Origin of the sequence: Pseudoalteromonas rubra, from assembly GCF_004212645.1 — a bacterium.
Classification (GTDB): Bacteria; Pseudomonadota; Gammaproteobacteria; order Enterobacterales; family Alteromonadaceae; genus Pseudoalteromonas; species Pseudoalteromonas rubra_G.
Genome location: NZ_PPUZ01000024.1, coordinates 65,785 through 90,241, shown reverse-complemented (window position 1 = coordinate 90,241; position 24,457 = coordinate 65,785). Strand labels below are relative to the sequence as shown.

Annotated in this window: 25 protein-coding genes; 14 read left to right on the top strand and 11 right to left on the bottom strand. The window is 48.2% G+C overall.

All coding sequences use genetic code 11. The features are described from left to right. The first annotated feature begins 2 nt into the window (after window positions 1-2). The gene (recG, locus tag C3B51_RS09575) at window positions 3-2,087 is read left to right on the top strand and encodes an ATP-dependent DNA helicase RecG (RefSeq protein ID WP_130244895.1); all 2,085 of its coding nucleotides are present in this window, start codon (window positions 3-5) and stop codon (window positions 2,085-2,087) included. A gap of 18 nt (window positions 2,088-2,105) precedes the next feature. Here the strand turns inward: recG and C3B51_RS09570 are convergent, their stop codons facing one another. Next, on the bottom strand, window positions 2,106-2,501 hold the full coding sequence (locus C3B51_RS09570; RefSeq protein WP_130244894.1) for a VOC family protein: 396 nt from the start codon (window positions 2,499-2,501) through the stop codon (window positions 2,106-2,108). A gap of 14 nt (window positions 2,502-2,515) precedes the next feature. Here C3B51_RS09570 and C3B51_RS09565 point away from each other — a divergent pair, with 14 nt between their 5' ends. Both C3B51_RS09565 and C3B51_RS09560 read left to right on the top strand, forming a co-directional pair. Next, window positions 2,516-2,791: a ribbon-helix-helix domain-containing protein gene (locus tag C3B51_RS09565; protein ID WP_046006231.1), complete on the top strand. Its 276-nt coding sequence runs from the start codon at window positions 2,516-2,518 to the stop codon at window positions 2,789-2,791. Between the two features lie 134 nt (window positions 2,792-2,925). Beyond that, window positions 2,926-3,609 (top strand): hypothetical protein, encoded by a 684-nt coding sequence (locus C3B51_RS09560; RefSeq protein ID WP_206076623.1) that lies wholly within the window; start codon window positions 2,926-2,928, stop codon window positions 3,607-3,609. A 96-nt stretch (window positions 3,610-3,705) separates the two neighbouring features. Here C3B51_RS09560 and galU read toward each other — a convergent pair whose 3' ends face one another. The 6 genes from galU to rplU all read right to left on the bottom strand — a co-directional run bounded on the left by galU (window position 3,706) and on the right by rplU (window position 7,754). Further along, window positions 3,706-4,581 (bottom strand): UTP--glucose-1-phosphate uridylyltransferase GalU, encoded by an 876-nt coding sequence (gene galU, locus C3B51_RS09555; RefSeq protein ID WP_125717108.1) that lies wholly within the window; start codon window positions 4,579-4,581, stop codon window positions 3,706-3,708. A gap of 206 nt (window positions 4,582-4,787) precedes the next feature. Continuing rightward, window positions 4,788-5,162, bottom strand: a complete 375-nt coding sequence (locus C3B51_RS09550) for a DUF3718 domain-containing protein (protein WP_125717107.1) — start codon at window positions 5,160-5,162, stop codon at window positions 4,788-4,790. Between the two features lie 77 nt (window positions 5,163-5,239). Further along, window positions 5,240-5,731, bottom strand: a complete 492-nt coding sequence (gene folA / locus C3B51_RS09545) for a type 3 dihydrofolate reductase (RefSeq protein ID WP_206074698.1) — start codon at window positions 5,729-5,731, stop codon at window positions 5,240-5,242. Between the two features lie 90 nt (window positions 5,732-5,821). Continuing rightward, window positions 5,822-6,970 (bottom strand): Obg family GTPase CgtA, encoded by a 1,149-nt coding sequence (gene cgtA, locus C3B51_RS09540; RefSeq protein WP_130244893.1) that lies wholly within the window; start codon window positions 6,968-6,970, stop codon window positions 5,822-5,824. A gap of 195 nt (window positions 6,971-7,165) precedes the next feature. Next, window positions 7,166-7,423: a 50S ribosomal protein L27 gene (gene rpmA, locus C3B51_RS09535; RefSeq protein WP_010383519.1), complete on the bottom strand. Its 258-nt coding sequence runs from the start codon at window positions 7,421-7,423 to the stop codon at window positions 7,166-7,168. 19 nt (window positions 7,424-7,442) lie between these two features. Further along, window positions 7,443-7,754: a 50S ribosomal protein L21 gene (rplU, locus tag C3B51_RS09530; RefSeq protein ID WP_010383520.1), complete on the bottom strand. Its 312-nt coding sequence runs from the start codon at window positions 7,752-7,754 to the stop codon at window positions 7,443-7,445. A gap of 358 nt (window positions 7,755-8,112) precedes the next feature. On the opposite strand from rplU, the gene ispB reads away from it, so the two are divergent. After that, on the top strand, window positions 8,113-9,084 hold the full coding sequence (ispB, locus tag C3B51_RS09525) for an octaprenyl diphosphate synthase (protein WP_125717104.1): 972 nt from the start codon (window positions 8,113-8,115) through the stop codon (window positions 9,082-9,084). 59 nt (window positions 9,085-9,143) lie between these two features. Here the strand turns inward: ispB and C3B51_RS09520 are convergent, their stop codons facing one another. Continuing rightward, window positions 9,144-9,416, bottom strand: coding sequence for an oxidative damage protection protein (locus C3B51_RS09520; RefSeq protein WP_046006237.1), 273 nt, complete (start codon window positions 9,414-9,416; stop codon window positions 9,144-9,146). A 34-nt stretch (window positions 9,417-9,450) separates the two neighbouring features. After that, window positions 9,451-10,509 (bottom strand): A/G-specific adenine glycosylase, encoded by a 1,059-nt coding sequence (gene mutY, locus C3B51_RS09515; RefSeq protein WP_125717103.1) that lies wholly within the window; start codon window positions 10,507-10,509, stop codon window positions 9,451-9,453. Between the two features lie 130 nt (window positions 10,510-10,639). On the opposite strand from mutY, the gene trmB reads away from it, so the two are divergent. The 5 genes from trmB to arcA all read left to right on the top strand — a co-directional run bounded on the left by trmB (window position 10,640) and on the right by arcA (window position 15,612). Continuing rightward, window positions 10,640-11,365: a tRNA (guanosine(46)-N7)-methyltransferase TrmB gene (trmB, locus tag C3B51_RS09510; RefSeq protein WP_125717102.1), complete on the top strand. Its 726-nt coding sequence runs from the start codon at window positions 10,640-10,642 to the stop codon at window positions 11,363-11,365. Between the two features lie 48 nt (window positions 11,366-11,413). Beyond that, entirely contained in the window at window positions 11,414-12,451 is a 1,038-nt protein-coding gene (locus C3B51_RS09505) for a methyltransferase (RefSeq protein WP_130244892.1), read from the top strand. A gap of 187 nt (window positions 12,452-12,638) precedes the next feature. Then, complete coding sequence (locus tag C3B51_RS09500) at window positions 12,639-14,261, top strand: ATP-binding protein (protein WP_125717100.1); 1,623 nt, start codon at window positions 12,639-12,641, stop codon at window positions 14,259-14,261. Then, entirely contained in the window at window positions 14,258-14,785 is a 528-nt protein-coding gene (locus C3B51_RS09495) for a YfiR family protein (RefSeq protein ID WP_125717099.1), read from the top strand. The genes C3B51_RS09500 and C3B51_RS09495 overlap by 4 nt, the downstream gene beginning before the upstream one ends. Window positions 14,786-14,892: 107 nt before the next feature. Beyond that, a complete protein-coding gene (arcA, locus tag C3B51_RS09490) occupies window positions 14,893-15,612 on the top strand; it encodes a two-component system response regulator ArcA (protein WP_046006242.1) in 720 nt (239 codons plus the stop codon). Window positions 15,613-15,619: 7 nt separating this feature from the next. On the opposite strand, the gene arcB is transcribed toward arcA, so the two are convergent. Next, entirely contained in the window at window positions 15,620-17,947 is a 2,328-nt protein-coding gene (arcB, locus tag C3B51_RS09485) for an aerobic respiration two-component sensor histidine kinase ArcB (protein WP_125717098.1), read from the bottom strand. 271 nt (window positions 17,948-18,218) lie between these two features. Here arcB and folE2 point away from each other — a divergent pair, with 271 nt between their 5' ends. The 4 genes from folE2 to C3B51_RS09465 all read left to right on the top strand — a co-directional run bounded on the left by folE2 (window position 18,219) and on the right by C3B51_RS09465 (window position 21,654). Beyond that, on the top strand, window positions 18,219-19,139 hold the full coding sequence (folE2, locus tag C3B51_RS09480) for a GTP cyclohydrolase FolE2 (RefSeq protein WP_130244891.1): 921 nt from the start codon (window positions 18,219-18,221) through the stop codon (window positions 19,137-19,139). Window positions 19,140-19,281: 142 nt separating this feature from the next. Further along, a complete protein-coding gene (locus tag C3B51_RS09475; protein WP_046006245.1) occupies window positions 19,282-19,872 on the top strand; it encodes a DUF2726 domain-containing protein in 591 nt (196 codons plus the stop codon). A 122-nt stretch (window positions 19,873-19,994) separates the two neighbouring features. Beyond that, window positions 19,995-20,702: a 5'-methylthioadenosine/S-adenosylhomocysteine nucleosidase gene (gene mtnN, locus C3B51_RS09470; protein WP_125717096.1), complete on the top strand. Its 708-nt coding sequence runs from the start codon at window positions 19,995-19,997 to the stop codon at window positions 20,700-20,702. A gap of 1 nt (window position 20,703) precedes the next feature. After that, window positions 20,704-21,654, top strand: a complete 951-nt coding sequence (locus C3B51_RS09465) for a cobalamin biosynthesis protein (protein ID WP_165389134.1) — start codon at window positions 20,704-20,706, stop codon at window positions 21,652-21,654. Between the two features lie 57 nt (window positions 21,655-21,711). Here C3B51_RS09465 and tyrS read toward each other — a convergent pair whose 3' ends face one another. Further along, complete coding sequence (gene tyrS / locus C3B51_RS09460) at window positions 21,712-22,911, bottom strand: tyrosine--tRNA ligase (RefSeq protein ID WP_125717189.1); 1,200 nt, start codon at window positions 22,909-22,911, stop codon at window positions 21,712-21,714. A gap of 162 nt (window positions 22,912-23,073) precedes the next feature. Here tyrS and C3B51_RS09455 point away from each other — a divergent pair, with 162 nt between their 5' ends. Next, on the top strand, window positions 23,074-24,411 hold the full coding sequence (locus C3B51_RS09455; RefSeq protein ID WP_130244890.1) for a peptidoglycan DD-metalloendopeptidase family protein: 1,338 nt from the start codon (window positions 23,074-23,076) through the stop codon (window positions 24,409-24,411). Window positions 24,412-24,457 lie beyond the last annotated feature (46 nt).

Genomic DNA, 24,457 nt, shown 5'->3' with positions numbered 1-24,457 from the left:
TTATGTCGCACCCCAATTTAGCCCAGTACGCCATCACCGACCTCAAGGGAGTCGGCCCTAAGGCCGCAGAGCGGCTGGCCAAATTGGGGATCCGCAGTGTCCAGGACATGTTGTTTCACCTGCCATTGCGCTATGAAGACAGAGCCAGAACTTATCGTATCGCTGAGCTGATGCCGCACACTCATGTGAGTGTGGAGGGCGAAATAGAGCAGGCTAATATCACCTTCGGAAAACGCCGTATGCTGGTGTGTCAGATAAACGATGGCACCGGCCGCATAACCCTGCGCTTTTTCAACTTCAGTGCGGCGCAAAAAAATGCCATGCAAAGCGGCAAAATCATGCGCTGTTTTGGTGAAGTGCGCCGTGGCCGGGTCGGACTGGAAATGGCGCACCCAGAATACAGTATTCGCGATGAGCTGAGTGATACACCGCAAGGCGCCGATACCCTCACGCCGGTTTACCCGACGACGGAAGGACTTAAGCAACTGAGCATTCGTGCCATTGCCGAACAGGCCGTTGCTTTACTGCACAAATACGATATTGACGACCATCTGCCGCAGCAGTTCCGCCCCAATCAGCTGAGCTTAAAAGAGGCCCTGCTGACACTCCACCAGCCGCCTCAGAACGTAGCGCTGGACCAGCTGGAGTTAGGACAACACCCGGCACAACAACGCCTGGCGTTTGAAGAATTATTGGCACAAAACCTCAGCCTGCTACAGCTCAGGCAGCAAGGTCAGGCCGTCAAGGCCGTATCACTACCGCCCAACAACCTATTAGAGACGGAGTTTCTGGCTCAACTCCCCTTTAAACCTACCGCGGCACAGAGCCGGGTGGTGGCCGAGATCAAAGGCGACTTGCAACAGCCCTACCCTATGATGCGTCTGGTGCAGGGTGATGTTGGCTCAGGTAAAACCCTGGTCGCAGCATTGAGTGCGCTGACCGCCATTGCCAAGGGCTACCAGGTGGCATTGATGGCACCAACGGAAATTTTATCCGAGCAGCACAACATCAATTTCCAAAACTGGTTTGCAACATTGGGTATTGAAGTCGTCTGGCTTGCGGGTAAAACCAAAGGGAAAGAGCGCGAGCGAGTGCTTGAGCGCATCAGCTCAGGTCAGGCGCAAATGGTAGTTGGTACTCACGCACTGTTTCAGGAGCAGGTGCAGTTTAGCAATCTGGCCCTGATCATCATTGATGAGCAACACCGTTTTGGTGTTCATCAGCGCCTGTCCTTGCGCGAAAAGGGTAAGTTTAACGACTGCTATCCGCATCAGCTGGTTATGACGGCCACGCCAATCCCGCGGACACTGGCAATGACGGCCTATGCCGATCTGGAAACCTCAGTGATCGATGAACTGCCTCCCGGACGTACCCCCATCACAACCGTTGCCGTTCCGGATACTCGTCGCGAAGAAGTGATTGAGCGAGTGCGGCGCGCCTGTATTGAGCAACAGCGACAGGTGTACTGGGTCTGTACTTTGATTGATGAATCGGAAGCCTTGCAATGTCAGGCGGCAGAAGACACCGCAGAGCAGCTCACCAAAGCGCTGCCGGAGCTGAATATAGCCCTGGTTCATGGCCGTATGAAAGCGCAGGAAAAGCAGCAGATCATGCAAGACTTTAAGCAGGCGCAAAGTCATGTGCTGGTTGCAACCACGGTCATAGAGGTGGGTGTGGATGTGCCCAATGCCAGCCTGATCATCATAGAAAACCCGGAACGCCTGGGGCTGGCTCAGTTGCACCAGTTACGTGGCCGGGTTGGCCGTGGTGATATCGCGTCGCATTGCCTGCTGCTTTATCATGCGCCTTTGTCAGCAACGGCGCAAAAACGCCTGGGTGTACTGCGCGACAGTAATGATGGTTTTGTCATTGCCGAGCGGGATCTCGAGATCCGCGGCCCAGGTGAAGTACTGGGCACTCGCCAGACCGGCCTGGCCGAGCTGAAAATTGCCGATCTGAGCCGCGACAAAGTACTACTGCCTCAGGTGCGTAGCCTGGCTTTCACCCTGCTGCAACAGCATCCACAAGCCGTTGAGCCATTGATCCAGCGCTGGCTGCCCAACCGCAGTGAATTTGCCATGGCGTAGTCATGGATTATCCATGACTTATTTAAACGTCTCTGAACGTTCAATGACTTCAACCTGGTAGCCGTCGGGATCGGCAATAAAGAAAAAACGAGCTACCAAAGTGTCGCCGTTGTAGAACGACTTCATCTCTTTGGGCTGATAACCCAGCGCCTGTGCCTTTGCATGCACTGGAGCCAAATCATCCACTACTACAGCAATATGACCATAACCATTGCCCAGCTCATAAGGCTGCCCGGAGTTATGATTCCAGGTCAGTTCCAGTTCAAACTCGGCCTCTTCATTGCCCAGGTAGACCAGGCTAAAATCATCAAACTCAATGCGCCTGCGCTCGCTCAGTGCTAATACATCGTGATAAAATGTCAGGGATTTTTGCAAGTCCATTACCCTAACCATGCTGTGAATGAGTTTTGCCATCAAGGAGTCCTCTTATGTGTGAATTATATGCTTCGGCCAATCCCGCCAGCTATGAGGTCATACGCCGCTCGATGCGTATCCAGGGAGCCGTAACCAGCCTGGCACTGGAGCGTCAGATCTGGGACCTGCTACAGGAGATAGCGACCGCAGAGCAGCTCAGTGTGGCCGAATTTGTCTCGACCCTCTATCAGGAGGTGCTGGAGCGTCAGGGTGAGGTAAAAAACCTGGCCTCTTTGTTGCGGATCACCTGCTTAACCTACCTGGCCGATCATACGCGTAGTCGCAGCTAAATAGGTAGTATCTGGCTACTACATTGATATTAGACTTTTGCTTATTGCTAAAAGCCGATAAACTTATCTCAACTCATTCTTAGTAATCCTTTGAATTGTGTGAACTATTTAGGCACAAGGTATAGCGCTATCTTATGAAATCTCATTTAGGCCGACGCGCATTTTCCAATATGGAGCTGTACACTCTGTTTAACGGCTACATTTATGGTGATGAAAAGCAAAAGCGTGAACAGCCGAAACACTGGCACTTTTGGTTGCCAGTGCTGGCATATTACACCGGTGCCTACAGTGACGAGATTGGCAATCTAACCCTCTCAGATATCACTAAACAAGAACAAGTGCGCGGCTTCACTTTTACGACTCATGGCAAGTTACAGGCCCGATTTGTGCCCATTCACCCTGCACTTTGGCACGCCGGATTACAGGATTATCTGCACTTTGTGGAGCGCCAGGGTCACACCCGGCTGATGTTTGACTTACCCGCTAAATCAGGCCGCTTCAGTGAAAAAGTCAGGATCTGGTTTTCCGGAGAAGGAGAAAGGCTGGGGTATTTGCAAAAATGTGGTCTGCCCAATGTCGACCAGCAAGGCATGAAAACCGCCATCAGTAGCCTGAGGCTGAACTTTGAACAGCAGGTCCATATCTCGGCCATCCAGCAGGGTAACAAGGCCGCCATGCTCTATTTGCTAGGGCTTAAGAATGATGGGCAGGTTCTCACTCAACCCCAGCCACACCAGCTCAAACAGATCCTCACTCAGGTCAGGGTCATTAACCCCAATATTCACTGGCAGCGCTTTACTGAGCGTCATGGTCAGTAGGTATGCTCATTATCCTTATGAGCAGCCACTTCACAAATCATGGGCATAAAAAAGCCCGACATCATGGCGGGCTGTATACCTAGATGGTGAGCATCACTACAGTGACTTCACAAACTCACTAAACTCATTGCCAAGCTTCTCGTCGCGCATCGCATACTCAACGATGGCCTTCAGATAACCTAACTTATCACCGCAGTCATGTGCTCGGCCACTCATGTGGAATGCTTCTACAGTTTCGCTTTCCATCAGCATATCAATTGCATCGGTAAGCTGAATTTCACCACCGGCTCCCAGCGGTGTACGCTCAAGCAATGGCCAGATATTACGCGAAAGGACATAACGACCTACAACAGCCAGGTTGGAAGGTGCTTGATCAACAGGTGGCTTCTCAATCATATGTTTGATTGGCGCGCTTTCGCCCGGTTTGAGTTCAACACCCTGGATATCTGCAATACCATACTTATTCACATCTTCTTGCGGCACGGGCTCAAGCATGATCTGACTCAGCTTAGTTTCAGAGAACCTGTTGACCATAGCAGCCAGGTTTTCTTTACTCTGATCTGCCGTATACTCATCCAGGATCACATCAGGTAAAACCACCACAAAGTCATCATCACCAACAATAGGCTTTGCACACATTACAGCATGACCTAACCCCTTAGCCTCACCTTGCCTAACATGCATGATAGTAACGCCGTCTGGGCATATTGAGCGTACTTCTTCAAGCAGCGTGCGCTTAACACGCTTCTCCAATGTAGCCTCTAGCTCAAAACTGGTATCAAAGTGGTTTTCAATGGCGTTTTTTGATGAATGAGTGACTAGGACTATCTCGGAAATGCCCGCAGCTGCGCACTCTTTCACAATGTACTGAATAAGAGGTTTATCGACCAGAGGCAGCATTTCCTTGGGAATTGCCTTTGTCATAGGTAGCATGCGCGTACCAAGTCCAGCGACGGGTATTACAGCTTTCATAATTCATCCATTATTACTTAAAGTGAAGTGGTGGAGGGAGTTCTCACCATTAAATAGTTTTGTGACGAGTATTCTAATCGAATAAGCTGGCAGTGCAAGTTTAGTAACATACTTGTACTGTGCACACCAATAAAAATGCCCGCTCACTCACTGTGTCGGGCATTAAAAATACTGTAATTTATCAGACGTTAAGTCTAGTAGATTTGTTACAAACCAGCACGTTTCTTGATGGCTGCAATCAGAGCAGAACCACCGTGACCATTGCTCTCGGCCCAAGCGATATCAGCACCGTCTTCTAGTGCACTCTTAGGCAGGCTTTTGACGATAAATTCACCTGCATCTACCGCGTTATTAGCGATGGCATGACGCAGCATGTTGTTACCGTTACACTGTACTGAGTCGTATACGTTACGGATTTTAACCCGAGAGCTCTTTAGTGTACTACGGATACGTCTTTTATCGTCGGCCGCAATGTATTCACACAAAGACACGGCTAACTGATCGTTTGCTTTGCTCGCAAAACTTACTGTTAATGCAGAAACGCCAAGACTCACACCAATAACTAAAGGAATTACTTTCATCACCAATCACCTAGTACTTTTTTCGTAAGAACAAACGCTCAATATTGTATCAACCAATACAATTGTTAGCAACAAAGTTATATTCCTTTATTTAGAGTTACGAACTTATAACTATACAAATTTTTCTCATCTGCTTCAAAAGCTTCGCATGCAATCTGGTGCCATTCACCCACCTGAGTATGGTCCGGAAAGCGCGTGTCACCTGAAACATCTAAGTCTATGTAGGTTAAATAGAGCCTGTTACTTAAGGGTAGAAACTGTTCATAAATATTTCCACCTCCAATGATCATTACTTCTTCACATCCATCAACCAAAGTCAAAGCGTCTTGTGGTGATGAAACCACCTCAATACCCTCGGCGCTGTAATTTGGATTGCGGCTGATCACAATATTACGTCTGCCGGGGAGCGGTCGACCTATAGATTCAAATGTTTTGCGCCCCATCACCACAGGTTTGTTTAAGGTAACCGCTTTAAAATGTTTCAAGTCGGCCGGTAAATGCCAGGGCATGGCGTTCTCATCGCCAATGATACGCCCGTTTGCCATCGCAGCAATCATTGATATTATCACAACATACTCCACTCATACTTTTATACTAAAAAAGGGCCATCGGCCCTTTTTATGCCAATCCGCTTAGGTGAGTTCAAATACGGATTGCGCTTATCGTTCGTAGACGACTTCTACATCGTAGTCATCATCATCCCAGTCATCCCAATCATCGTCGTTATCCTGGGTTGCCTGACGGTGGTATGTATCCCACTTAAATTCGACTTCTTCCTGTTCCTGCTCTTCGAACTTGTCACGTGGCATGCTGTCCAGCAGCCCCTGAATGTCATAGCACAGTTGCTGAGTATTGAACTTATTTGCAGCAGAGATCCGATATACATGCTCTGCATCCAGCTCTTCGGCAATGCGCTGACACACCTCTTCGAGCTCATCCTCTGCAAGTAAGTCAATTTTGTTCAGCACCAGCCAGCGCGGTTTATTTGCAAGTTTAGGGCTGTACTGATGCAACTCATTGATAATAGCGAACGCGTTATCAACCGGATCTGTGCCATCCACAGGCATTACATCTACAATATGTAGTAATACACGGCAACGCTCAAGGTGCTTCAGAAAGCGGATCCCAAGGCCAGCCCCGTCGGATGCCCCTTCGATCAAACCTGGAATATCGGCGATGACAAATGACTTGTTTGCTTCTGCACGCACCACCCCCAGGTTAGGCACTAAAGTGGTAAATGGGTAATCCGCCACTTTGGGCTTTGCCGCAGACACGCTACGAATAAAGGTAGATTTACCCGCGTTTGGCAGCCCCAGCAAACCAACATCCGCCAGCAGCATTAGCTCTAGCTTAAGGTTGCGCACTTCGCCAGGTGTTCCCAGCGTTTTCTGTCTCGGCGCGCGGTTTGTGCTCGACTTAAATCGCGTATTACCCAAGCCATGATAACCGCCTTTAGCGACCAGTAGTTTTTGTCCATGCTTAGTCAAGTCGCCCAGGCACTCCTGAGTATCGACATCGGTCACGCGTGTCCCTTCCGGTACTTTCAGGATCAGATCGGACCCTTTTTTACCTGTCATGTTGCGACCATGACCATTGGTGCCACGCTCGGCACGATGGAAACGCTCAAACTGATAGTCAATCAGGGTATTGAGGTTTTCGTCTGCTTCAAGATAGACGCTACCTCCGTCTCCACCGTCGCCCCCATCCGGGCCACCGTCGGGTACAAACTTTTCGCGGCGAAATGAAACGACACCGCTTCCACCGTCTCCGGCTTCCGCGCGGATCTCTACTTCATCGACAAACTTCATGGTTACTCTCTTACTGGTTGTTCAGCACCTGCTATTATAGCAAGTTCATAGCGGCTTGATCAGCATGGTCAAATGCCTAACTACCGGTCTGTGGCGCGTTTTTGACAGGAATAAGGTTAGAGCAAAATTCAGGCTCTGCTCTATAAAAACAAAAAACCCCGCCTAAGCGGGGTTTTTCAGTATTCTTTTTACCGATTACTCAGCAATGATGCTAACGTATTTACGGTTCAAAGGACCTTTCTGCTCAAAAACAACTTTACCGTCTGCTTTTGCGAAGATTGTGTGGTCTTTACCGATACCTGCGTTAGTACCAGCGTGGAACTTAGTACCACGTTGACGAACAATGATGTTACCCGCAAGTACTGATTCGCCACCGAAACGCTTAACACCTAAGCGTTTACTTTCTGAATCGCGACCGTTACGAGTACTACCAGCTGCCTTCTTATGTGCCATCTTTCTGTACCTCTAAAAATTAAGCGCTAATGCCAGTGATTTTAACTTCAGTGAACCACTGACGGTGGCCCATCTGCTTGCGAGAATGCTTACGACGTCTAAATTTAACGATCTTAATTTTCTCGCCACGACCGTGAGATACAACCTCAGCTGTAATCTTACCACCGTTTACGAACGGCGCACCGATCTCGATTTTTTCACCATCAGCTACAAGAAGTACTGAATCAAATTCAATTGATGCACCAGTCTCAACGTCTAGTTTCTCTAGACGAATTGTTTGACCTTCAGTCACACGGTGCTGTTTACCACCACTTTGGAAAACCGCGTACATAATTAACTCCGTCTGTGCGCCCTCAAATCGACGCAACTTAATATTCTTCAATAGGGCGCGAAGTTTACGCTAATGTGCTACTTCGCGCAAGCCCTAGATCGCAAATAAATGAATAAAAAATAGCTAACTTGAGGGCGTAATAATATTTTCATTTATTCTAACGAAAAGGTGTGATAAGCCAAGCTATTTTTTGCTTTTTCCGCACAGGAATTGTGATCACAAACAGGCTTTGAGAACAAAAAACATACAAAAGCACCGTTTTTTTAACCTCTATCACGGCAAGTTATCGAGTCGTGGTGATTTTTAATGTACACTTGCGACTCGAACATCCCTGAATGAGGCTTTAGCTCGGAGCGTTATGGATATCAAAGCGATCCAGAGATTGATTGAGCAAGACATGCTTGCCGTTAATCAACTTATCAGCGACCAAATGCAATCTGACGTCGCACTGGTTAATCAACTTGGCTTATATATAGTCAATAGTGGTGGTAAAAGGATCCGTCCGATGCTGGCACTTTTGGTTGCCAAGGCATTGGGCTATCAGGGCGACAAGCACATTACACTGGCAACTATCATCGAATTTATCCACACTGCCACTTTGTTACATGACGATGTTGTTGATGAATCAGCGTTACGTCGTGGTGAGCCTACAGCTAACGCCGAATTTGGTAACGCCGCCAGCGTTTTAGTGGGCGACTTTATATACACTCGCTCATTTCAGTTGATGGTTGGGCTGGAAAATATGGAAGTGATGCAAATCCTGGCTGATGCAACCAATGTGATTGCTGAAGGTGAGGTGTTACAGCTGATGAACTGCAACGATCCAGACACCACAGAACAAAGCTATATGCAGGTAATATATAGTAAAACAGCCAAGCTGTTTGAAGCCGCCACTATGCTTCCTGCTGTTGTATTGAACAAGCCAGAAGCGACAAAAGAAGCCCTTAAACTCTATGGTATGCATCTAGGCACAGCCTTTCAGCTGGTCGATGACGTCCTCGACTATAGTGCCAACGCGGAGCAACTGGGTAAAAATATCGGCGACGACTTAGCCGAGGGTAAGCCCACCCTGCCGTTAATTTACGCAATGCGCCACGGTAGTGAAGCTCAGGTAATGCAGATCCGCGATGCCATATCCAATGGTAACGGGCTCGATAACCTGACCGATATCCTGGCAACTCTTGAGCAGACGCAAGCGCTGGAACATACCATGGAGCGTGCCCGTCAAGAATCACAAAAAGCGATTGAGCAACTCGGTATGTTACCCGAGTCTGAGTACAAAACGGCCCTGATCTCATTGGCTAAGCTGGCAGTTGATCGCAGCTACTAAAGCTAACTGTAAACAGACATTAAAAAAGGCTGCAACTGCAGCCTTTTTTGTTGAGGTGATTACCCTTCTTTTGGGCGGTAGCCTTCAATCTCAACGTCTTTACCTTCAAACAAAAAACCCACCATTTGCTCTTCAAGCTGCTGACGGTGTTCAGGGTCCATCATGTTTAAGTGCTTCTCGTTGATCAGCATAGTCTGTTTATGCTGCCACTGTTGCCACGCCTCTTTGCTGATATTATTGAAGATGCGTTCGCCAACTTCTCCCGGATAAAGTTGAAAATCAAGTCCAGGAGCTTCTTTTTGTAACTTTTGACAAAATACGGTACGTGCCATCTCTTTACCCTCTATGCATTCGTTGTCGCTAAGTTTACCCCATTGCCTTTAAGACTTTAACCAACTTTTTAGTCGGTGCCGCTAAGCCAACCTCTGCCGGCTGTGCCAGCGCGTACCATAAGAGCGGATTATCGTGAACACAGTCAGGAACCGCGCTTAATTCAACAACCACTGGGGTGATAGTCAATTCAAAGTGGGTAAATATGTGGACAAATGGCGACAACGTTTGCCGAGCGCCCGAAATCCCCTGTTGCGCCAAAAAGGTCTCAAGCTCGGTCAGCTCGCTAAACTCAAAGAAACCAAACAAGCCACCCCAGATGCCACTGCTGGGGCGCTTTTCCATCAGCACTTTGTTATCCGCACGAATTATTAAATGATAAGCGGCTTTTTTGGGTTTGGCTTTTTTCGGCTTGGAGTTTGGAAATTCCTTCACTCTGCCTTTTTGATATGCCTGACAACGGCTGACCAGAGGACAAGCCTCACAGTCAAAGTTACTGCGACTGCACAGACTTGCCCCTAAATCCATCATCGCCTGGTTATACTCCGAAACACGATCTTTTGGTGTCAGCGCATCTGTCAGAGCCCACAACTCATTTTCGACCTTCTTAACGCCATACCAGCCTTCAACCATAAAAAAACGCGCCAGGACACGCTTTACATTACCATCCAGGATCGGGTGAGGCTGACCCAGAGACAAAGAGAGCACGGCCCCTGCTGTAGAACGACCAATTCCAGGTAGCGCCATCACGGCTTCTAACGTTTGCGGAAACTGGCCCTGATATTCATCGCGCACAATTTTGGCGGTTTTGTGTAAGTTACGCGCACGTGCGTAATAGCCAAGGCCGGTCCAGTGATGCAAGACTTCGTCTTCGGGTGCATCGGCCAGGTCGATTATGGTCGGGAAACGTGCCATAAAGCGCTCAAAATACGGGATCACAGTCACAACCTGAGTTTGCTGTAACATTACTTCAGACACCCAAACTTTATAAGGGGTCTTCTCAAGTTGCCAGGGCAGCGTTTTACGTCCGTGTAACTGATACCAATCGACAACCTGCTTGGCAAACCACTGGGCTTGCTCATTATTTACTGTCATTGCGAGACTCTGCTTTTACTTGCTAATACACGCGCCAGTGTATGAAGCTTTTTTCAAAGGTCAAGCTCTTGTACTTGGCGCTGCGAATAGCGATAATATGCGCCCATTTTTTACACCGAAGATGAAGACCATGAACGAATCGAGTAAAACCGCTCTGGAACAAGCCGAGCAGGAAGGCAAGTACATTCGCAAAGTACGCAGCTTTGTAAAACGTGAAGGCCGCCTGACCAAAGGGCAAGCTGCCGCCATTGAAAAATGCTGGGCAACGATGGGCCTGGAGCACGCTCAGGGTCGCCTGGACTTTACCGAGGTGTTCGGCAACGACAATGATGTTGTGGTTGAAATTGGCTTTGGCATGGGTAAATCTCTGGTTGAAATGGCGAAAAACGCGCCTGATCAGAACTTTATTGGGATTGAAGTGCACCGTCCGGGAGTTGGTGCCTGTTTAATGGAAGCCGATGAACAAGGCGTCACTAACCTGCGCGTATTTGAGCATGATGCGGTTGAAGTGCTGGCAGATTGCATCCCAGACGGTAGCCTGGCAAAACTTCAGCTGTTTTTCCCGGATCCATGGCACAAAAAACGCCACCATAAACGCCGTATCGTTCAGGCCGAGTTTGTTGAAAAGCTTCGCACTAAGTTGCGTATCGGTGGTGTTTTCCATATGGCAACAGACTGGGAAAACTATGCAGAGCATATGCTGGAAGTCATGCAGTCAGCGCCTGGTTTTGCTAACCAGTCTGACAGCAACGACTATGTACCGCGTCCGGATTTTCGTCCCTTGACTAAATTTGAGCAGCGCGGTCACCGCCTCGGTCATGGTGTATGGGATCTGATGTTTGAACGTACAGCCTAACCTGTCATTGCAACCGGGGCGCCCTGCCCCGTCTATTGTGGACCTCAGATGCAAAAATTAACCAACCCCAGCTTATTGCTGCTGCGCAATGAAGAAGAGCTGACAGGCCAGCATATTTTGGTGATCAATCACCAGCGTGATGGTTTTCTGTCTGAGCTGAAGCAACTAAACCCGCAAGCAACCATCAGCGCATTTAGTTATGACTTTGCCGCTCATCAGGTTGCGACAAAAATAGCCGGTATAAATAGCTACGTCTCGCACAGCTTGCCTGCGCTCAATGATCTCGATCTGATCATTTATTACTACCCAAAGTCCAAGCCCGAAGCGCAGATGATGTTCGATAATATTCGTGCGCTGTGCTCTGACAAGACTCGCCTTCTGGTGGTTGGAGAGAATAAAGGTGGCGTTAAGTCGGCAGAAAAACAGCTGCAAGATAAATGCGAGGCACATTACAAACTCGATAGCGCTAAACATTGTATTTTGTATGAGTTTGCCCAGCTGCAACCTGAGGCATGCTTTGATATTGCCAGCTACCAGCAAACCTTCACCATCGCGGTTGCCGGGCAGCAGTTTGAGGCAGTCAGCGTCCCTGGGGTATTTAACCATGGTAAATTGGATGTCGGGACCAAGTTACTGCTGGAAAATCTCGAGTTGCCTGCCCACGGCAGCATGCTCGACTTTGGCTGTGGTGCCGGAGTCATCGCCACCTTTGTACTAAACCAGTCTCCAAAAATTCGCTTCAGCTGCCTGGATGTCAATGCCCTGGCTTTATATGCCTGCGAGCAAACCCTAACCCTAAATGGTCATGGGGCGGAGCTGGTGCTGAGCGATGGCCTTAAACAGCTAAAGGGTCGCTTTGATGCCATTATCAGTAACCCGCCTTTTCACACTGGCATTAAAACTGACTATGACATTGCCGAAGGATTTATTCAGGGGGCAGCTGCCCATATGAGTAAAGGCGCTCAACTACATATAGTTGCAAACAGTTTCCTGAAATATCCCCCGCTGATTGAAGCACGTTTTGGGCACTGCGACACGCGGATAAAAAACACCAAGTTTGCCGTTTACCGGGCCTGCCTGAATTAAGCTCCGGCCAGCTCAATTTGGCTGTTGGGCTGGCTATATTGGCATACCCGGTGCATTCTGACTCGTCTTTAATTCACTATCTGCAAGCAAAGCGCTGAATCGTTTCGTAAAATGTGAGCTTTTTTGTGTTCTATACTGCTAAACTAAAGTGAGTGAATAGCATGCAAGCGGGATTTGTGGTCTCCCAATGGGTAAATACGCAACAAAAACAAGTATAAGAAAAGTGCTGATCAGTGCCGTCATGCTAGTAACGGCGCTGTCTTTGTCCCTGTCTATCTCAATTTCAACCTATCTCGACGTTAAAAAACAAAAGCAGCTGATCATCAACAAACTGGAGATGATCGCAGAGATCATTGCATTTAATGCTCAGGTAACGCTGATTTTCGACGACAGAAAAACCGAAGAAAAGCGCCTCAAGTCGTTCGATAAAGTCGATCTGGTTAAGAACATTCACATTTATGCGATTGACGATGTGACTAATCGGCCGGTCTTCTTTACCAGCTACAACGCCAGTAAAACCCCGCCGGTACCGCTCAAAGTCAATCAGATAGAGGAGCTCAGGACGCCGAAAATATCGGAAGACTACATAGAGCTGATCCTGCCCGTCGAATACGAAGGCAATATAGAAGGCTATGTTTATTTGCGTGGTGGTCTTGAGCACCTGGCTGAATACATCAACAGAAAAATCCTGGTCGATATCGCATTAACTCTGTTTGTGCTGGTGCTGGTGATGTTTGTCGCCCGGGGGATCCAAAAGCGTATTGCCAGCCCGATTGAATCTCTCTCTGTTTTGTTGCAGGACGTATCGAAAAATCACAACTACGCCACCCGGGCGGAAAAAAGTGACATTGAAGAGATTAATATCCTCGCCAACAACCTCAATATCATGCTTACCCGGACACAAAATCAGCTTGAGCGCCACCAGGCTGATAAACAAGAGATCAAACAGCTTAACCAAAGCCTGGAAGAAAAGGTCAATCAACGCACCATAGCGCTCAGAGAGGCAAACCAGGAGCTGCTCAATACACTCGAGCGCATGCATCAGTACCAAAATCAAATTGTTGAAAATGAAAAAATGGCTTCACTGGGCCAAATGGTTGCAGGCGTTGCACACGAGGTAAATACTCCCATAGGCCTGGGTGTTACAGGCTCAACCTTACTACGCGACAAACTCAGTGATATCGAAGTCGCCTTCCAGCAAAAAACGCTGACCTCAAAACAGCTGGAACGCTTCATCAAAGAAGGGATCGAAAATCTGGATCTCATTTATCGAAACCTCAACCGGGCCGCAGATCTGATCTCAAGCTTTAAAAAAGTGGCGGTCAGCCAGGACATAGAGATCAATTCAGATGTCAACATTACTAAATTGCTCAATGCAGTCATGGGAGCGATGCGCACTGAGCTGGAAATGAAATCACCTCAGATAGACATTGACTGCCCGGAAGAACTGACCATCAGAAGCAAATCAGGTTTGCTGCAGCAGGTGTTTGAGCAACTATTTTCAAATTCACTGTTACACGGCTTTGCAAGCAACGAAAATAACGAAATTGCTATAAAAGTGAACCGTGAAGAATCGCAGTTAACGATTGTGTACAGTGACAATGGTGTCGGCGTACCAAACGCCATCAAAAAGCGCATATTTGATCCATTTGTTACAACTCGCCGGGGAGAAGGTGGCAGTGGCCTGGGTATGCATTTGGTATACAACCTGGTCACTCAGGCGCTGGGTGGCAGTATTACACTACAGGAAGATTATAAATCGGGTACTCAATTTGTGATCAGCTTACCTCTGAAAGGAGGTTCACAGTGAGATATGCGTACCTATTTATTTTTTGCTCTTTTGCGTTTTTTCCTACGTTTTGTTTTGCTAAATCGCCCGAGGAGATCCGTTCAGCCTTTTTATATCAAATGGCAAAGTTCATTGATTTTCCAGAGCAAAAAAATAAGAAAACCACTCGTTTTTGTTTTTATGACATCACAAGCGGGCCAGGTGCTGTTTTATATAGTAACCGTACCCTAAAAATACGTTTAAAGCCGATTGAAATAATCGAAGTGAAAAAGTCTGAGTCACTTCGGGAACTTTCCCAGCGATGTGATATCACATACATTGATGAAACATTGGAAGATGATATACTGTCCGCTTGGACCGATACAATGGCCCTAAGTATGGTAACTGTGGGCGAAAGTATCGAATTTTTGGAAGGGGGTGGGATTGCGTCCTTGGTCCAGGAAGGGAGTAAGATAAGGCTTTATATAAACAAGCAAGAAGTCACTCAGCACAACTTTAAAGTGCTTTCACGGTTGCTTGCCGTCTCCAAGTTTTATCCTAACTGATTTTACTTGTTAACAATTGAATATACTCCTATAATCGTTAACATTCGGTTTTATTATATAACGCCGATGATCTTGTAAATACAATATTCCGAAAAGGTTAATTAATAATGCAAACGCCAGTCATTCTAATTGTTGAGGATGAAGACGTAACTCGACTGAACCTCGTTAGTTTATTTGAAGCCGAAGGTTATAAGGTAATTGAAGCCATTGATGGCGATGATATGCATGAAAAATTGACATCGAACGATGATGTCAACTGTGTGATCATGGATATTAACCTGCCAGGTAAAAATGGCCTAATCCTGGCTCGTGAGTTACGCCAGAAGAAAAACATCGGCCTGATTTTCCTAACTGGTCGTGACAACGATGTCGACCGTATTTTGGGTCTTGAGATCGGTGCCGACGATTATGTTACTAAGCCTTTCAATCCACGTGAGCTTACTATCCGCGTGCGCAACCTGATCTCTCGTACCGGCTCAAGCCCGGAAGAGTCAAGTATTGACAGCAATGGTGTCATTACGTTTAACGGTTGGGAGCTGGATGAGAATAGCCGCTGCCTGACTTCACCAACGGGTGAAGCTAAGCGTTTGCCGAAAGGCGAATATCGTGCATTACGTCTGATGCTTGATTCACCTGGCCGTATCTTTAGCCGTGAGCAACTGATCAAGCACATGACAGGTCGTGAACTACGTGCTAACGACAGAACAGTAGACGTAACTATTCGTCGTATTCGTAAGCACTTCGAAACCGACAACAACACGCCAGAATTGATCAGCACCATTCATGGTGAAGGCTACCGCTTCATCGGGAAGATCGATAGCCAATAAGTTTGCGTTACGAGTTTTCAGCGAGTTTTGCAATTAATGAGTGAAGGGCAGCCTGCCCTTCTCTTATTTTCACTTCCAGCTCTTCCAGCCAGTCTGCGCGCTGCTTAGTCTCTACCTGAGCCCCTTCAAGTTCCATTGTTTTGGCATGTAACTGTACATTCTGCAGGCCGACTGATCCCGCGGCCCCTTTCAGCTTATGCGCCACCGACACATAGGTCTCGGTATCATCACTCTGATTTGCTTCATCAAGCTCGTTGCAGTAAGTCGGGTTAAGACGGGTAAACAGATCACAGCTGCGCTTGAACGCTTCTATGCCCATGGATGAAACAAAGTCAGTGATGGTTTCTACATCCAACAGGGCTTGCTCCTGCTCACTCAATTGTAGTGGCTCAGATTGTGGCGAGGCTTGCTTGTCTTTACTGGCTTCAATACCGAACAGCTCTGCGAGCATCTTATCCAGCTTAGTCGTATTGATGGGCTTGGCCAGTGCTCCCTGAATATCTATCCCCTGCAGCTCTTGCTCGGCACTACGCACGTTGGCTGTCAGCGCAACAATGGGTAGCTCATCAAAATGACTATCAGCACGGATCTGCCTTGCCACTTCATCACCATTAATATCCGGCAGCTGCATATCAAGCAGGATAAGATCCAATTCGTCTTCCGTTTCAACCATCGACAGGGCGTCTTCCCCGGTTTCAGCCCAGACAACTTCGTGACCGCGCTGCTCAAGTAAGTTAGTGGCAATTTCGGCATTGAGCGGCACGTCTTCAACCAAAAGTATATACAGGCTGCGACCGGCATAGCTCTGCTCGTTGGGGGCTGTGCATAGCTCCAGTGGCAACTCAACATCGAAGCGGCTACCTTCGCCTTGCATACTGCTGACATGAATCGTGCCTTTCATGGCGTGCACCAGGGCTTTCGTTACCGCCAGACCAATCCCCGAGCCGATGGCATTGTTGCCACTTGCATCAGGGGCTTTGTAGTACATATCAAAAATACGGTCTTGCTGATCGGATGGAATACCAACGCCCGTATCAATAACACTGATAGACAACCAGGGGCCATCTGAGCGGTTTTCCCGGCGACACTCCAGCGTAACACCACCTCTGTGGGTAAACTTCACCGCATTGTTGATAAGATTCCAAAGTACCTGGCGCAATCGGGTCGGATCCAGCAGTGCGTAGATATCCAGCATACCTGAGCGCTTAATGTTGAATTCAAGGCCTTTTTGCTCTGCAATCAGCCCTGCAAAGTTGACCACATCGTTGATGAAGTCCGACACATTGATGCTGTCCGTGGCAATATCCAGCTGCTCCCGGTCTATCTTGTCGAGATCGATAATGTCGTTGAAAATATTACCCAAGGTTTCAGCACTGGAGAACACCGTGTTACACCAGCTCTTCTGTTGCTTGGTTAGCTCAGTGTCGAGCAGCATGCGCGTCAAACCGACAATGCCATTGAGTGGTGTGCGCAGCTCGTGGCTCAACGTGGCAATAAATTTCCCTTTATCTTTGTAGGCTGTTTCCAATGCCTGCTCAGCTTCTTTACGGCTGGTAATATCACGACCGAACGCCAGCAAACCAATGTATTCGCCATCATCGTTGATAAAGGGCAGCTTGCGCATCTCAAACCAACAGTTTTCGTTTGCCACCGGGTATTCTACGTCAACATTAATCGACTGCTGGGTCTCTATCACTTGCTCATCGGTCTGCAACACTCTGGGAATGTCTTGCTCACCAAATACTTCCTGTACAGTGTGGCCAATCAGCTGTTCACTGGTTTTGCCAATGACTTGTTCAAACTTCTTATTGCAGCCAGCAAATACACCGCGCTCATCCCGGTAATAAAACAGATCCGGAGAGGAGTCCACTATGCTGCGCAATAACATACTCTGCTGGGCCAGCTCTTGCTGGGTTTTACGCCGCTCGGCTATTTCTTTGCGTAGTTCGGCAATCGCCCGATGCTTCGCATGCAAGGCCATTTTCCGCTCATCAATCTCATTGTTGAGGCGGTTAATGTTGTCCTTGAGTGTCTGGTTAAGTAGTTTTTCTTGTTGTGTGGCAGATTCCAGATACTCTTTTGACGCATCCAGCTGACGCATTGCATAGATGGCAACAGAGAGTAGCAACGGTGAGGTCAATGCGGCAAATATCACCACTGACAACACATTGACCAGCGTGACTTCGCCAAGCGCAACATAGTAAAACATGCACGCCAACACCAGAGACACCACCAGCACAAATGCGTAGGCGACAACCCCCGCCCAGCGGTCTCCGTAATTTTTAATCAAATTAGATAAAATTCGGGCCCAGGTCCCAAATGAAGAGTCAAGCATAATAAAATCACCCAGTTAACGCCTACATTATACCTGACCCAAACACAGAAGCGAGTCACCAAAAGTCGCAAGCGCTATTGCACAAACCAAAATGACCGCCGCAGCCCCCGGTTTCTCTGCCTTTTAAAGGTGTTTAGAAAGCCAACATCGGCGTATGATTTTTTGCACACTTGGGCGATTTTTTTACCAGAAATTTTCCTGCAGGCTCGGCAAGTTGTGACATTTTGGTGTAACATGCCCCACCCAAATAGTCGTGATTAAGAGAGTTCAAATGCCAACTTCAATGCCTGACATTGCACATTCTGCGGACGCCTTACAAGAAGGTAAGCTGGACTGGGTCGGAATGGGAAATATCGAGCTGCCTTTATTGTTATCCAGCAAAGGGCTCAATGATACCCCGGTAACCGCCAAAGCGGATGCGTTTGTCAGCCTCGACAGGGAAGATGCCAAAGGTATCCATATGTCACGGCTATTTTTGGCACTCGATACATTATCCTGTGAACAAACACTCACACCGGGCGCAATTCGCTCTGTACTGGACAGTTTTATTACCAGCCACGAAGGGCTTAGTCACAGTGCCAAGGTGACCTTTCATTTTGAGTTGCCGCTGCGTCGTGCATCACTACTGAGTGGCAAACAGGGTTGGAAAAATTATCCCGTCAGCATTACGGCCAGCCTGAGCGACGGCCAGTTTAGCCTGGAGCTGGCCGTTGATGTCACCTACTCATCGACCTGTCCCTGTTCTGCAGCCCTGGCGCGTCAGCTGATCCAAAACGCCTTTGAGCAAAAGTTTGCCGGTCAGTCACTCGACCATGCCAGTGTGCATGCCTGGCTGGGCACCACTGAAGGGATCTTAGCCACGCCACATTCGCAGCGCTCTGTTACTAACATCAAAGTAAAACTAGATGAAAACTGTCAGGCCTTTGACATTTTGGGTCTGGTAAACCTGGTAGAAGATGAGCTAAAAACCCCGGTGCAGGCGGCAGTTAAACGTGAAGATGAGCAAGAATTTGCCCGCCTTAACGGGCAAAACCTGATGTTCTGTGAAGATGCAGCAAGAAAGCTTAAAGCCTTGTTTGAAGAAGAGAATTATCAGGACTACTATATAAAGATAAACCACTATGAGTCTTTGCATGCACATGATGCCGTGGCATACGCTGTAAAAGGCGTGAAAGGCGGTTACCGCGCCTAAGCCAGCAACGTCCCGCTTTTCACTGATCCGCTCGGCGATAGTCACAGCGCCGAGCAAAATTGATAATCTCCCCCTTCCGCTCACTTTAGGCACACTCTTTGCTTAATAATTTCAAAGTCAAATTGTTGTCGTGGAGTGATTTATGGAACTAACATTATTATCTATTCTGGCGCTGGTCGTTATTGCTTCCATTGTTATTTCAAAATATACGGATACCGGCGGTAACCCCTATCCGTTTAACCGCAAGGATTCAGTATTCACCACAGTTGAAGCCTCCTTTTTGCAACTACTGGAGCGCTCAGTGGGTGATAAGTTTAAGGTTGTCAGCCGGGTTAAGCTGATAGAAATCATCGAGTGCAAGCCCGGACTATCTAAAAAGGCACGCCGCTCAGCCATTACCAAGGCGCAAAACAAACAGCTTGATTATGTACTGGTTGATAAAGAAACGCTTAATATTGTGGCAGCCGTGGACTTGGTCAACAACGCCAATAAAAATGGCCACAAGGCACAAAAAGACTGGTTTGTCAGCGGTGCGCTCGAGTCGGCCGGGATCCCACATATCCGCATGAAGGTTAAGAGCGGCTACAAGAGTGCTGAAGTGCGTGCCGCCATTTTGTTTAAACTCGGTAAAAAGCCGGAGCCACAGGCCAAGCCACGTAATCGCAACTACAAACCTGCGGTACTTTCACCCTCTCAGGCCAAAGCCGCTTCTACGCAGCTGGCAGAGATCTAATTGATCCTATTCGCTGTCGGCCCCAAGGCCGGCAGCAAAACCACTTACCCGCCTAACGTCATATTTTCTAAAGCCCATTTTGATATATAATGAGCAACACAGTTAAGAAACAAGAGAAGATTATGAAAGTAGGTATTATTGGCGCAATGGAGCAGGAAGTTACTATCCTGCGCGGCGCAATGAAGAATACACAAACCGCAACTAAAGGTGGCTTTACCTTTTATCACGGTGAGCTGGGTGGTCATGAGGTTACTCTGGTTCAGTCAGGCATTGGTAAAGTGGCAGCGACAGTTGCAACGACCTTGCTAATCGACAACTACACGCCAGATTGTGTAATTAATACGGGCTCTGCCGGTGGTTTTGATCCTGAACTGAATGTCGGTGATGTGGTTATCTCATCTCAGGTCAAACACCACGATGTGGATGTCACTGCATTTGGCTATGAGCTGGGTCAGGTCCCTCAAATGCCTGCAGGTTTTAGCGCTCATCCAGCTTTGGTGGATGCCGCTCAGCAAAGTGTCGGTGAACTGACAGACATTCAGACTAAAGTTGGTTTAATTTGTACTGGTGATTCTTTCATGTGCGATCCGGTACGCATTGACAAAACGCGTCAAGACTTTCCACAGATGCTGGCCGTTGAAATGGAAGGTGCCGCCATCGCCCAGGCATGTCACGTGCTGAACACCCCATTTGTTGTGATCCGCTCGTTATCAGACATCGCCGGCAAAGAATCGCCACAATCATTCGAAGCTTATCTGGAAATCGCTTCAGTGAACTCTTCTAAGCTGGTGACTGCCCTGTTGGCAAAACTGGATCAGGTTTCGCTTTAAGGTGTTAGCTGAACAACTGCAAGCCCATACGGGCTTGCTGATTTTTTTGCTGGCAACGCTCAGCGCCATCGGCTTCAGAACATCCAGTCTGTACCACCCCAATGTGGTGATGACATTGCTGTTTGCCAATCTGGCTCAAAAGGTTTACCGTCCTAAGTCTCCAGCAAGTTACCAGTGGCTATCCGGTAGCCTGGCATTTGTCCTGCCGATTTTAGTTACCCTGCTACTACTCGCCACACTCGGTTATTTGTCTTTCTATCCACAGTGGCTCGGTGGCCTTGTTTTATTTCTGTGTCTTGATATTCAGCACGAGCGCCGTGCCAAGCGCATTGCCATTTTGCTCAAACAACAACAAAAAGCAGCAGCACGTCAGTTACTTGGCGCCATGGTTAACCGGGATGTAGAGACACTGTCATTGATGGGCATTTGTAAGGCATGCCTGGATAGCCTGGCTTTGCGTGGTATACGGCATTTTTATCTGGTCATTGTGTTTTACCTGATCGGTGGCCCTTTACTGGCACTGAGTTATAAGTTGATGTTGCTCTGTGAGCATGCCTGGCGCAGCAAAATGCGACCGGATACATCATTTATCAGGCCCCTGCAAATCAGCCTGAGCATTTTAGAATGGCTGCCCGTCAGAGGCCTAGTCGTCATAATGGCACTGACCCAAAATTTGGGGAAAACCCTCCACTATCTCAAACATTATGGTCAGTTTTACCAACCCGCGGGCTCCGGCTGGATCCTGAGTCTGTTCGCAGCCAACCTCAATACACAGCTGGCGGGGCCACGTTTTTATCAACAGCAGCGCTTTGACAATATGCGCATTGGCAGCGACGCGCCACCCGAAGCCGAAACCATTAACCTGATGCTCAGGCTACTGGCAACCATGCGCTGGTTTTTTCTTTGTGCATTATGCTTGTGCTGGCTTACCATCAATATTCTCACCCATTAAAAAGGGCGGCTACCTGGCCACCCTTTACATTAATACTTACTTAATTAAAGCAGCTGATCATTCAACGCTGATTTTGGCGAACTTACGTTTACCCACCTGGTAAATCGCAGTTGAGCCTTTTTCAACGCTCAGCTTAGAATCCGTCACTTTTTCTTCGCCATTGAGCTTCACCGCACCTTGCTTAATCATGCGCATCGCTTCTGACGTACTGGCAACCAGGCCCGCCTCTTTCAACACATTGGTAATGAAAGTCGCAGGTTCCTCAATGGTGATAGTCACTTCAGGGATGTCATCAGGCAGCGCATTTTTTTGGAAACGCTTGATAAAGTCCTGATGTGCGGCTTCTGCGTCTGCTTCGCTGTGGAAACGCGCAATCATTTCTTTGGCAAATTCAATCTTGATGTCTCTTGGGTTACGACCACCAGCCACTTCTTCTTTAAGACCAGCAATTTCTTCCAGCGACTTGGCACTTAGCAACTCGTAATAACGCCACATCAGCTCATCTGAAATCGACATCACTTTACCAAACATGTCGTTTGGCGCGTCTGTGATACCAATATAGTTACCCAGTGACTTAGACATCTTCTGCACGCCGTCGGTGCCTTCAAGTAGAGGCATCATCAGCACGGTTTGTGGCTTCTGACCTTCTTCTTTTTGTAACTCCCTGCCCATCAACAAGTTAAAGCGCTGATCGGTACCACCGAGCTCGACATCTGCTTGCAGGGCCACAGAGTCCCAGCCCTGCACCAGCGGATAAAGAAATTCATGGATGGCAATTGACTGGCCGCCGGCATAACGCTTTTTGAAATCATCACGTTCTAGCATGCGCGCAACCGTTTGCCGTGCTGCAAGCTTGATCATGCCCGCACTGCCTAATTTCTCCATCCACTCGGAGTTGAACGCCACGGTAGTTTTGGCCGGATCCAGGATCTTAAATACCTGCTCTTTATATGTTTCAGCGTTGGCTAACACGTCTTCACGAGTAAGGGGTTTACGGGTGACATTTTTACCCGTCGGGTCGCCAATCATGCCGGTGAAATCACCGATCAGGAAAATAACCTCGTGACCTAAGTCTTGGAAAGTTTTTAGCTTGTTAATAAGGACCGTATGACCCAAGTGCAGATCCGGGGCTGTTGGATCGAAACCCGCCTTGATCCGCAATTTTTTACCTGACTTCAGTCTTTCCTTTAAATCTTCTTCAATCAGAATTTCTTCAGCACCACGCTTTATCTCTGCCAATGCCGTATCTATATCCACAGTTGTCACGCCAACCTCACTCCAACAATTTAATCAGTTAATCGCCCGATTTTAGCTTATATTCGGGGCAGTTTAAATGTATAAAAGACTGGTATTTGCGCATTATTACGTATATGCTGCACTATTATTTGCAATAATTCTTGACAGCGGAAAAGGCACGTTATGGTACATGCAGTGCACAAACTCCCAAAAAAACACAAGTTGCTGATCCTGGGCTTGCTGTCAGCAATGGTCGCTATTGCACTCATTCCGTCTGAGAGGGCAACAGCCTCCCGAGATCACAACAAAGACGCGCTCGAAGTGGGCAAGCGTTATGAACTCCCTTTGAATGTCAGTGAGCAACAACCCGAGCTGACAGAGCTCAGCGAAGCGCCGGCGGCTGCCGAACAACCACTTGCGCCCGAAGCCCCCCAGTACGACTTCGTCGACCACCAGGTTCGCAATGGCGACAGCCTGGCGGTGATATTTAAACGCGCCGGATTTTCAGCACAAACACTTCATAAACTCGTCAACACCAACGCCGAAACACGCAAGCTCACCAAGATCCATCCCGGTGAGGTACTGAGTTTTGCCAGTGATGCGCAAGGTGAATTGCTGCAGCTTAAATATGTGTTGTCTAAAACCGACACTTTATTGGTCAGCCGTACAGATGAAGGCAGCTACGCCACACGCATCGAAAGCAAAGAAATCGAGACAGTCGAAAAATCTGCCGGTGGCGAGATCAAGTCCAGCTTCTGGACCGCAGGTATTACCGCGGGCTTGTCTGAGCGTCAGATCATGAACTTTGCTCATATCTTTGGCTGGGATGTCGACTTTGCCAACGATATTCGTAAAGGCGATCAATTTTCTCTGATCTACGAATCACATTTTGTGGACGGTGAAGAGATAGGCACAGGCAAGATCATCGCTGCAGAGTTTATTAATCAGGGCGAGCGTTACACAGCTGTGCGCCACTCTGATGGTGACTTTTACACGCCAGAAGGTCGCAGCATGAAAAAAGCCTTCCTGCGTGCCCCAGTCGATTTCAAATATATCAGCTCTAACTTTAATCCACGCCGTCTGCACCCGGTCACCGGCCGAGTGTCTGCACACAGAGGCATAGACTATGCCGCCAGAACCGGTACACCTGTGGTATCAGCGGGTAATGGCAAAGTGATCAAATCAGGCTATAACCGTCTTAATGGTAATTACGTGTTTATCCAGCACGGCAGCCAGTACGTGACTAAGTATCTGCACCTGCACAAGCGCCATGTTAAACAAGGCCAGAAGGTCAAACAGGGCCAGAAGATTGGTACTGTCGGCGCGACCGGCCGTGTTACTGGTGCGCACCTGCACTATGAGTTTCTGGTCAACGGAGTGCACCGCAACCCGCGCACCGTCAAGCTACCTAAGTCGCAACCCTTGCCTGCGGCTGAGCTGGCAACCTTTAAGCCACTGGCTCAGCAGATGCTGGCCAAGCTGGAACGTAATCGTGAGCTGATGCTGGCACTGAATAATTAAACTGTGCTCCAGCGTTACAAAAAAGCCACCGTCAGGTGGCTTTTTA